Below are 10,537 nucleotides of genomic sequence, written 5' to 3'. Positions count from 1 at the left end.
AAAAAGATTAGAATATGGAACAATGAATACAATAATCTGGAACATTGCGGTTTAAATGGAAAAACTCCTAACGAAATGCTACAATTATTAATAATCAAAGAACCGACAAATGTATGTGTTTAAAACAGAAATTCCAGACAGATCCCTGAAAGAGTTCCACTCCTCAATCGGAATCATGACGATTGAGTTTTCTCTGACATGAGCGTCTAGCTTATTGGCTGCCACATCTGCTCCTCTGGCAGAACTATACCCAAGGGCTCGACTCACTTGCCTCACTTCATCAATTGAAATCGGAATCAAATTCTCTCCATTTTCGTTCATAAAGAACACCCTCCTTGCAATAGATTTTGCCTTAAATATAGGAAAATTTAATATAATTGTCAAATAAATAATTTAATCAAAAGCTTAATTTTGTAATCTATAAACCAGAACCTACAAATTATAAGCTAAACAAAATATGTCAAAAATTCTAGGCATTGACCTTGGAACAACCAACTCTGCGATGGCCGTGGTCATCGGAGGAAAACCGGAAATAATTGAAAACAAGGAAGGAAACCGGACTACTCCATCAATGGTAGCCATTTCCAAAACCAACGAAAGGTTGGTCGGACTTTTGGCCAAGCGCCAAGCTGTTACCAATCCGGGAAATACTTTGTTTTCCATCAAACGCCTTATTGGAAGGCATTTTGAAGACGCGGAAGTTCAGAGAGATTTGAAACTTTTGCCCTACAAAATCGTGAAATCCAATGGAGGAACCAAAGTGGAAATGGGCGGAAAGGAATATACTCCGCAAGAAATTTCCGCGATGATTCTTCAGAAACTGAAACAAGATGCCGAAACGAAGTTAGGTGAAACTATTACTGATGCAGTAATAACTGTACCGGCCTATTTTGACGATTCTCAAAGAAAAGCAACCAAGGAAGCGGGAGAAATTGCCGGACTCAATGTCAAAAGGATTATTAATGAACCGACGGCCGCCGCTCTGGCCTATGGATTCGACAAAAAGAAAGATGAAAAAATAGTTGTCTACGATTTGGGAGGCGGAACCTATGATATTTCTATTCTGGAAGTGGCCGAAGATACGGTGGAAGTAAAATCAACCAATGGAGATACTCATCTCGGAGGAGACGATTTCGATCAAAGAATAATTAGCTGGATTTTAGATGAATATAAAAAGCAGGAAGGAATCGATCTTTCCAAAGATCCTCTGGCGCTTCAAAGAGTGAAAGAATCGGCGGAAAAAGCGAAGATAGAACTTTCAACGGCGATGGAAAGCGAAATTAATCAGCCATTTATTACTACTGGCAACGATGGACCAAAGCATTTGGTAATGAAAATTACCCGAGCGAAATTGGAAGAATTGGTTGGCGATCTGGTGGAAAAAACTTTGGAACCGATGAAAAAAGCTTTGGCGGACGCGAAATTGGAAACCAAAGACATCAATGAAATAATTATGGTAGGAGGAATGACTCGAATGCCGCTCGTCCAATCAACAGTTGAGAAATTTTTCGGAAAGAAACCCAATCTCTCAGTTAACCCGGATGAAGTGGTGGCAATGGGCGCCGCTATCCAGGGAGGAGTTTTGGAAGGAAGCGTGAAAGACGTTCTGCTTCTCGATGTTACGCCTTTGACTTTCGGAATCGAAACATTGGGGGGAGTTTCCACTCCGCTTATTAATCGAAATACCACTGTTCCAACTTCCAAGTCGCAAGTATTTTCTACGGCTGCTGACAACCAGCCGAGCGTGGAAATCAACGTTCTTCAAGGAGAAAGGGAAATGGCCGCTGGAAACAAAACATTGGGAAGATTTATTTTGGATGGCATTCCGCCATCACCTCGAGGCATTCCGCAGATTGAAGTTACTTTTGACATCGATGCCAACGGAATCTTGAGCGTTACCGCCAAGGATAAAGCGACCGGAAAATCACAATCAATTCGAATCGAAGCTTCTAGCGGAATCTCCAAAGAGGAAATCGAGAGAATGAAAAAAGATGCCGAACTTCATGCCGAAGAAGATAAGAAAAAGAAAGAACTGATCGAAGCCCGCAATATGGCGGACACTCTGGCCTACACCACCGAAAAAGCGATGAGAGAAGCTGGAGACAAAATTACCGACGACGAAAAGAAACCGGTCAATGAGAAAATTGAGGAACTGAACAAGGTAAAGAATGGCGACGACCTCGAAGCGATCAAGAAAGCCACTGAAGCGCTTTCCCAAGAAGCTCAAAAGATCGGCCAGAAACTCTACGCTGCCGCCCAGGCCTCTTCCGCAAATACTACAGAAGGCCAAGCAGGCGCTAGCCAGTCCGAAGCTTCAGCGAAGGATGGAACGCCCGAGCAGCCAAAAGAAGCAGAGACAGAAAAAAAGTAGACTTTAAAGCGGAGCGGATTTAAATCCGCTCGCTTTATTCTAATAATTAATTTAAAAAAAATGAACAAAATAAAAATTAAGTATGCTATTGATTTTATCACCCTGGTTTCATTTGTAATCACAGCAATTACCGGTGCTATCATTTTCCTCTTTCTTCCTCCGGGAGAAGGAAATCGCGGAATTCACAATGACTTTCTAGGATGGGGAAGGCATGATTGGGGAGCGGTCCATGATTGGGCAGGAATAATAATGGTCGTCTTCGCCCTGATCCACGTTGCAATGTATTGGAAAATGTTTGTTTGTATGACCAAAAATTTCTTCAAAAAAAATGAGGAATGTCAGATAAGCAAGGAAGTGGAAACTGAAAAGAAATAACACTTTAAGAAAAGCGCGAGATTCTTTCTCGCGCTTTTAAAATGAAAAATAAGACAAAAATATAACAGATAAGACGAATTTATTTTTTAAGCACGGTGGTTATCGAAATTTGCAATCTTTTCAAATGTCGACTTTGGTTTTTGATTTGACTGTTGAATTTTGCAAAAAATATATCGACTGGAAAAGTCGGACAAAAGACCAGATGGAGCAAGCCGCCAGAAGTGGAAGGCAGAACATTGCCGAAGGAAGCCAAGCATCCGCTACTTCTAAGAAAACTGAAATAAAATTGACTAGCGTTGCCAGAGCTAGTTTGGAAGAATTACTTTTGGATTACGAAGATTTCCTGCGTCAAAATCATTTGAAAAGTTGGATCAAAGAAGATCCAAGAATAAAAACGATTCGCAATCTTGCTTATTTGAAAGATAGGTCTTATTCGTCCTATGAGTCTTATCTCAACAATTCCGAGTCTGCCGCCAACATGCTAATTTGCCTCATCCACCAAACGAATTATCTCCTAGACAAACAGCTCGCAAAATTAAGCGCAGATTTCTTGAAAAATGGGGGATTCAATGAAAGATTATATCAAAAAAGAACAAATTACAGAAATAATAAGTCCGATTTGTCTTATTAGTTTTTTTATCTCCCAACCAACCCAAAAACTGGAAGGAATTATCAGAAAATAGGACATAATTTACGCTTGACATCAACACAAAAAGGTGCTATAATCATCAGTTATAGTTCTTTTTATATTTTACGGCAGTGAATAGGAGGTTTTCTGGTTATCTAGCTAAATCTCCTTCTCACTGCCGTAAAATTATATCTCAAAGGGAGGATTCATTATGAAATTATTTGTGTCCATCGAGAGTGACAGTCCAAATAATCCGATTGAGGCGTCAATCAAGAAAGTTGCGTCGCTCTCCAGCAAGAACACACTAGTAGATAATTTCGAGGAGGCAGAGCTAATCATCGTTGATTCGGCGGGAAAGGCATTGAGCATACTCAAGGAAAATGAGGATGCAACAATCGCTCTTTTTCTCATGCCATTGCACGAAGACCAGGGTATCAGATCGCTAAAACGGAACTATCCCGAAAGGATAGTGGTCTGCCAATTGGATGACAAGCATCTACAACCGGGAGACAAATCTCTTGTTCCGTTCATGCTTACCTTTGGAGGTGACCTATGAAGATTATGCTTGTGGACGATAGCAAGAAGCATCGGTTGGCAGGATACGCCCAACTAACTGAAGCCGGGCATGAGGTAATCGTCTTCGCTGACTATTCAAAAGCAGCAAAGACCGTAAAGGACGGTGAGAAATTTGACGCCGCCCTTCTCGATCTCTTGATGCCTGCCGAAGCAGAGATGTTGGGTGGCAAGGGACTCGAGCATCTTGGTCAGTTGATCGATGTAGGATATGCTCTCGCCATCAAGATGGCAATCGAGGGTGTGAAACTGATCGGTGTCGCAACTGACACAGGCCACCATGACCATCCGGCTGGCGCTATGATGGATTGGTTCATCGGGAGAACGATAATGATTGGCGAAAGCAAGGTAATCTTGCGCCACTCGCCGATGAATTCCGACGGCACGAAAAATTGGCTGGCAGTTTTGGAGGAACTGACCAGATAAGATGAACAGAAGTATTGGGCTGCGAAGCAATTCGTAGCCCATTTTATTTATAAATTTTTATATAGTATACGAAGAATAATTTTTCTGCAAAATAAAAAGCGGGAGGGACTTAAGGGAGAGCATCGTTGATGCAAAGTCCCGTTGCATTAAGTCCTCCCGCCGCACTTTTATTATATCAAATAATGCTTAAAATAAAAAATCCTGCAAGGGAGCACGCTGCGTTTGTTTCGCAGAACTTGGCTTTTGCAGGATTCGGAGGTTTTGCCCGTAGGCGGTAATCCCTTATGGGACACCATTTCGCTATTCTCGCAAATATTTAGTTTTAACTAGCTAAACTCTTGCCTAAACATCTTTGATACCTCCTTGTCTAAATTTATAGCATTATATTTGCTTTAGTGTCAACTCCCCCGATTCAGCGAAGAATTTTTTTGTTTGACTTTTTTGAGCATTAGCGTTTAACTTCATTTGTCGCTCAATCCAAACAAGGAGGGGATGCATGACTATCCAGGTTCATGTTACGCAAGGGGACCAATATAAGATAATCGATATTATCTCTAGTGTCGTTAAACATCGGTCTGTAGCTAGCTTGCAGCCCATAATAGGGACAAGGGAAGGCTGTTCCGATGTCATTATTATCTTTGAGCACGTTACGAATGTCGACGAGGTCGTCTGTGAGGCAGAGAAGAGCGGAGCGATACATGTTTCGCAAATTATGACTATCCAGGTTCAGGTTGTGCAAGAGGACCAGGATAGAATAATTAAGATTGTTTCCGGAGTTGTTCGGTTTCGATCAGGAGGTAATTCCAAACAACCCATAGTCGGGACAAGAAAAGACTGTTCGCATGTCATTCTTGTCTATGCGGACGTTGCAAATGACCTAGACGTTATTCGTGAGGCAAGGATAGGAGGAGCAATCCATGTTTCACGAGTGTAGAATGGTTAAATCCCTGAAGGATGCAGTTTTCCCCGGTTTGCTAATCTTAGCAGCCGGGGATTTTTTTATTTTTTCGTCAGTTCGCTTTTTTTACTAAAAAGACTATAATTTAAGAGCTATAACCATTTAATTTAAATTTTATGGAACAAAATAATCCGCAAACCCAAAAAATAAACATCAAAGCGACCGATGAGAAGCTGAAAGGAGAATATTCTAATGTGATGCAGATTATGCATACCAAAGAGGAGTTCGTGATAGATTTTCTGAATGTTTTTCCGCCGACAGGAACACTCAATTCCCGAATCATCGTTTCCCCGGGACATTTCAAACGAATGGTAAAAGCGATGGACGAAAAACTCAAAAAATATGAAACTGGCTTCGGAAAAATAGCAGAATCTGAAGCCCCCAGCTCGATTGGATTTCAGGAAAGGGAATAAAAAAACAAAAAAAAGACAGTTGACAAAAACAAATAGATAATCCATACTTATCCGTTGTTCTTAAGATTACACATAAAAAAACAAGGGGGGATTATGGCAAACAAAGATTACTTTGAAATATTATTCGAAGATATTGACTGCGGATTTTTCAATCTTCCCAGTTGTCACTGGATTCATTTTGGTCCAGAAGGAGTTAGGTCTGTTGATATTTATATCCAGCCTTTCCAGGAAGTAATTTTTCTGAAGCTCCATTTTCAAGACTTTCCAGTTGGTTTTTATTCTCCTGAAAGTATTATGCAAACGATAGGAGACTACTATGAATTTGAGGCGCCAGCTAATCTGCGCCAAGTGTGGGAAAGCACTATTCGCATTGGTAAAAAAATTCTGCCTGAAAAGCTCGGGAAGCTAAAGAAAGAGTGGGGAGAATTGCTTCCCCAATATTTACGTCAATACGAGGAGGAATCCATGATATGGAAAAGATCAATGGGAGAAGTTCCGCTAGTTGCTGACGTGGGGATGATGTCACTGATTTTTCATCTATTTCACGAGGGATCAGAAATAGCTAAGTTGTATCTTTGCCCTCATAAACGACTGTTTATCCTGGAAACATTTGAAAGGGATGAGTTGCCCTATCAGGCAAAAACAGTCGAAGGAATTTCCAGGATAATCAAGGATAGATTCGGGTGGTCAACGCCACCAGGACTCCAAGAAGCATGGGATGCAATCGAAAACTATCCCATCAGTTTCCCAGGCATTGGAGATATTGAGATGGCTAATAGTAAGCTTAGACAGAAGTGGCAAGAATTGATTGCAAGTTAGATTCTAATAAAAAAAACGCGTTAGGGGGGAAGGGGAACTAGATGGATGATTCTAAAAGAAGGGAAAAAGAAGAAAAGGAGGTAGAAGAAATAACCGAAGCGATGATGTGCCTGAGCACATCAGAAAGAGGAGATCAGAGGAAGAAAGGGAAGAGTTAAGAGAAAATTCTTTCTCTTCACTTGGCAGAAATCGTAACCGCGATTTCTGCCATTTTTTTATAAAATTAATCATAATTAGCAGTCCAGACACTTGATTGCTAACTTTTATTTTTTATGCTAGGATATTTTTATGGCTAACGATAATTATTATGAAATTTTAGGCGTGGCAAAAGGCGCGACGGACGACGAGATAAAGAAAGCATACCGCAAGCTGGCTCACAAACATCACCCGGACAAAACCGGCGGGAACGAGGCGGAGTTTAAGAAAATCAACGAAGCCTATCAGGTGCTTTCCGATAAATCCAAACGAGCGCAATATGACCAATTCGGACAAACCTTTGACCAAGGCGGATTTCAAGGCGGACAAGGACAAGGTTTTGGCGGATTTGATTTTTCGGGATTCAATCAGCAAAGCCAAGGCGGTTTCGATTTCCAAGATTTTGGTTTTGAGGATATTTTTTCCAATATTTTTGGCGGGGAAAGAAGAGGAGGAAGGTCTAGAAAAAAAGCGGGGAAAGACATACAAGTTGACGCAGAAATCTCTTTTGAAGAAATGGTAAAAGGCGCCAGACGAAATATTAATATTTACAAAAACGTGGTTTGTGAAAGGTGTCATGGAACTGGAGGAGAACCCAGCGCCAAAAAAGAAACTTGCCCAACCTGCCACGGATCCGGACAAATAAGGCAAAGTATGCAGAGTTTTTTCGGAAGCTTTTCGCAAGTTTCCACTTGTCCAACTTGCCAAGGAGCTGGAGAAACTTATTCGGAAAGATGCAGAAAATGCAGGGGGGATGGAAGAGTTAAAGAAGAAGAAAATATTGAAATAGAAATCCCAGCTGGAATTCAAGATGGACAGACTCTTTCCATGGAAGGACGCGGGGAAGCTGGAGAAAAAGGAGGATCAAGCGGAGATTTATATGTCAACATTCACGTCACTCCGCATCCGAAATTTAAAAGAGAGAAAAATAACATTATTTCCAACGAATACATCACCTTTTCCCAAGCAACCCTGGGAGATAAAATTAATATTGATACTATTGGCGGGCAGCTCAAGATGAAAATACCTGCCGGAACGCAATCCGGAGAAATTTTCAGGGTGCGGAATGAAGGCGTCCCTTCCTTAGACAGACGCGGCCGCGGCGACCACTTGGTAAAAATAATTGTTAATATTCCAAAGCATTTGTCGAGGAAGCAAAAAGAGTTGATTGAAAGATTGAAAGAAGTTGAATAAAATTTCGGGTTTTTTGCTTTAGCTTACAAAAGTTTGATTTTGTGCTATTATAAAGAAAAATAATTCTTTATAAAAAATAAAATGCCTTTTAGATTTGCCGTCTGGCACTATTCTCTCGGGATAAAAAGATTTTTCGAAATCTGGAAAAATTTTATTAGTTACTTCTGGAAACACTTTTCGGTAGCGCTCCTTCTTGTCACCCTAATTTCTCCTTGGAAAAAAGATATCTCAAGAAGCATGCAAAGAGGCCTCCATCCGATTGTTTGGGTAAATAATCTCATAGAAAATATCATAACCAGGATATTGGGAGCAATTATTAGATTTTTTGTCATAATAAGCGCTATTTTCCTTGAAATCTTAACTTTTTTTTCCGGAGCTATCTTGTTTTTAATTTGGCTTATTTTGCCAATAATTTTTCTTGCCAGCCTGATTTCATTTTATCTTTCTTTGATTAACGGATCTGGCTTGCTCCTATGTCTTTCTTCGACGTTTTTTTCCGCAAGTATTATCCTGCTATTTATTTCGATAAGATCATTCAAGATATCCAATGAAAATTATGATCTATCAAATCTTTCGGAAATTGCCCATCAGAAATGGTTTAACCGCGTCTGGAATAGAATAGGTGCGGATTCCAAGGGAATCAATCTGGAAATCCTCAAAAATCAGCAACTTTTAGATGAATATCTTTCAAAGATAAATCTTAGCCGAAATGAATTTGACGCAATTGTTGAATGGGAGCTGAAAAATAAACTCGAGAATGACAGAAAGGGAAGATTTTGGCTGAAGGAAAACCTTTTGTCGGATTCTCCTATTGGGAAATACTGGGCTTTTGCATATACAGTGCATCTCGACAAATATGCTGACGACTTGTCGGATGGAGATTATTCACAGTATAAATATTCAGAACTTGTCGGAAAAGAAAAGGATTTGAGCGAGCTTAAGCTTCTACTCACAAGACCCAGCCAGAACAATATCATTCTTATCGGAGAAGAAGGAGTTGGGAGAGATACGATTGTACATACGCTGGCAAAAAAAATAAGGAGTATGAAAGCGGGAGAATTCTTTAACAAAAAAAGAATTTTAAGCTTTAATCTCACAGAAATAATATCCAAGACAAGAAATAAAAATGAAATTGACGCTATTCTTGGGAACCTTTTCAGTGAAGCAACCTATGCGGGGAATATAATACTTTTTATCAAAGACATCCATCAATTTCTCAAAAACAATCCTCAAAATGAAGGAGAAAATATTTCCGAAGTTCTATCTCAATTTTTGGCATATCCCACTTTTCAAATTATCGGAACAACTACTCCTTCGGAATTTCATTCCAACATAGAAAAAAATGAATCGGTGATGAAATATTGCGATAAGATTACCATAGAAGAAATGAGTGCTGATAATACGCTCAAAGTTCTCCTTTACAAACTTAAAACGGAAGAGAAGAAGCGAGTCATTTTTACATATCAAGCCTTGAGAGAATTAATAAAACTTTCGGAAAGATATATCAGCAATTCTCCTTTTCCGGAAAAAGCGCTTGATATTATGGAAGAAACGATGCTCTACTGGTATAATAATGCCTATTCCAATTTCATAACTGAAGAGGTCGTAAATGAAGCCGTTTCGCAAAAAATAAAAGTTCCGCTGGGAGAAATATCCGAAAAGGAAGGGGAAAAACTATTGGATTTGGAAAATATTCTGCATAAAAGGGTAATCGGACAGGATTTTGCAATCAAGCAGATTGCCGAAACAATGAGAAGAGCGCGAGTGGGAATGGCCAATGAAAAAAAACCCTTAGGAAGTTTCCTTTTTCTTGGCCCTACGGGAGTCGGAAAAACAGAATCTTCCAAGGCTTTGGCTGAGGCCTATTTTGGAGACGAAAACAGAATGATCAGGCTGGATATGAGCGAATATCAGACTCAGGATTCAATTGACAGATTGATTGGCTCCTTATCTTCAGGCAGAGAAGGGCATTTGGTTAGCAAAATAAAGGAAAATCCCTATTCAATCCTCCTTTTGGATGAAATCGAAAAAGCCGATTCAAATATTCTTAATTTATTTTTACAAGTTCTGGACGAGGGAAATCTTACTGACGTTTTCGGAAAAAAGATTAATTTTAGGAATTTGATAATAATTGCCACTTCCAATGCCGGATCAGAAATTATCCGCGAGACTATAAAAGAAATGGCAAAACCCGAGGAAACTCAAGAAAAAGTAATTGATTATGTTATTAAACAAGGCATTTTCCGTCCGGAATTTCTCAACAGATTTGAAGGCGTCATCTTTTTTCATCCTCTTGATATGGAAACCGTATTAAAAATTTCCGAGATGATGCTAGTAAAATACGCGAAGAAATTAAGAAGCAATGAAAATATTTCTATTGAATTTGATCCTGAGATAGCAAAAATTGTGGCGGAGGGTGGATATGATGCAACATTTGGCGCAAGAAACATCGAAAGGTTTTTTCAGGATAAAATTGAAGATAGCGTGGTAAAAGGAATAATCTCTGGAAATATAAAAAAAGGAAGCGAGTTTACCTTCAGGAAAGAGCATATGGAAGAAGGATGATAATGCGTATGTAGTAAGCG

At 39.7% G+C, this 10,537-nt stretch carries 10 protein-coding genes and 1 pseudogene; 10 read left to right on the top strand and 1 reads right to left on the bottom strand.

Annotated elements, in window-relative coordinates:
* Nucleotides 1-87: 87 nt before the first annotated feature.
* Entirely contained in the window at nucleotides 88-321 is a 234-nt protein-coding gene (locus WC906_01130) for a hypothetical protein (protein MFA5777027.1), read from the bottom strand.
* Between the two features lie 136 nt (nucleotides 322-457).
* Between WC906_01130 and dnaK the strand changes: the two are divergent.
* From dnaK to WC906_01080, 10 genes and pseudogenes are all read left to right on the top strand, one after another.
* Nucleotides 458-2,281 (top strand): annotated as a pseudogene (gene dnaK / locus WC906_01125) (molecular chaperone DnaK).
* A 150-nt stretch (nucleotides 2,282-2,431) separates the two neighbouring features.
* Nucleotides 2,432-2,746, top strand: a complete 315-nt coding sequence (locus WC906_01120) for a DUF4405 domain-containing protein (GenBank protein MFA5777026.1) — start codon at nucleotides 2,432-2,434, stop codon at nucleotides 2,744-2,746.
* A 124-nt stretch (nucleotides 2,747-2,870) separates the two neighbouring features.
* Nucleotides 2,871-3,377: a four helix bundle suffix domain-containing protein gene (locus tag WC906_01115; GenBank protein MFA5777025.1), complete on the top strand. Its 507-nt coding sequence runs from the start codon at nucleotides 2,871-2,873 to the stop codon at nucleotides 3,375-3,377.
* A gap of 220 nt (nucleotides 3,378-3,597) precedes the next feature.
* A complete protein-coding gene (locus tag WC906_01110; protein ID MFA5777024.1) occupies nucleotides 3,598-3,930 on the top strand; it encodes a hypothetical protein in 333 nt (110 codons plus the stop codon).
* 158 nt (nucleotides 3,931-4,088) lie between these two features.
* A complete protein-coding gene (locus WC906_01105; protein MFA5777023.1) occupies nucleotides 4,089-4,373 on the top strand; it encodes a hypothetical protein in 285 nt (94 codons plus the stop codon).
* Between the two features lie 586 nt (nucleotides 4,374-4,959).
* Nucleotides 4,960-5,307, top strand: coding sequence for a hypothetical protein (locus WC906_01100; GenBank protein ID MFA5777022.1), 348 nt, complete (start codon nucleotides 4,960-4,962; stop codon nucleotides 5,305-5,307).
* A gap of 140 nt (nucleotides 5,308-5,447) precedes the next feature.
* On the top strand, nucleotides 5,448-5,744 hold the full coding sequence (locus tag WC906_01095; GenBank protein MFA5777021.1) for a DUF3467 domain-containing protein: 297 nt from the start codon (nucleotides 5,448-5,450) through the stop codon (nucleotides 5,742-5,744).
* Between the two features lie 93 nt (nucleotides 5,745-5,837).
* The gene (locus WC906_01090; protein MFA5777020.1) at nucleotides 5,838-6,563 is read left to right on the top strand and encodes a hypothetical protein; all 726 of its coding nucleotides are present in this window, start codon (nucleotides 5,838-5,840) and stop codon (nucleotides 6,561-6,563) included.
* Nucleotides 6,564-6,851: 288 nt separating this feature from the next.
* Nucleotides 6,852-7,952 carry a molecular chaperone DnaJ gene (gene dnaJ / locus WC906_01085; GenBank protein ID MFA5777019.1) on the top strand — a complete coding sequence of 367 codons (1,101 nt, stop codon included), beginning with the start codon at nucleotides 6,852-6,854 and terminating at the stop codon, nucleotides 7,950-7,952.
* A gap of 81 nt (nucleotides 7,953-8,033) precedes the next feature.
* Nucleotides 8,034-10,517 carry an AAA family ATPase gene (locus tag WC906_01080; GenBank protein ID MFA5777018.1) on the top strand — a complete coding sequence of 828 codons (2,484 nt, stop codon included), beginning with the start codon at nucleotides 8,034-8,036 and terminating at the stop codon, nucleotides 10,515-10,517.
* Nucleotides 10,518-10,537: the final 20 nt, after the last annotated feature.

It is taken from the genome of Parcubacteria group bacterium, from assembly GCA_041657845.1.
In the GTDB taxonomy this organism is placed as follows: Bacteria; Patescibacteriota; Minisyncoccia; order Moranbacterales; family JAKLHP01; genus JAKLHP01.
The sequence above is the reverse complement of the archived record's forward strand: the minus strand, read 5'-3'. Positions and strand labels throughout refer to the sequence as shown.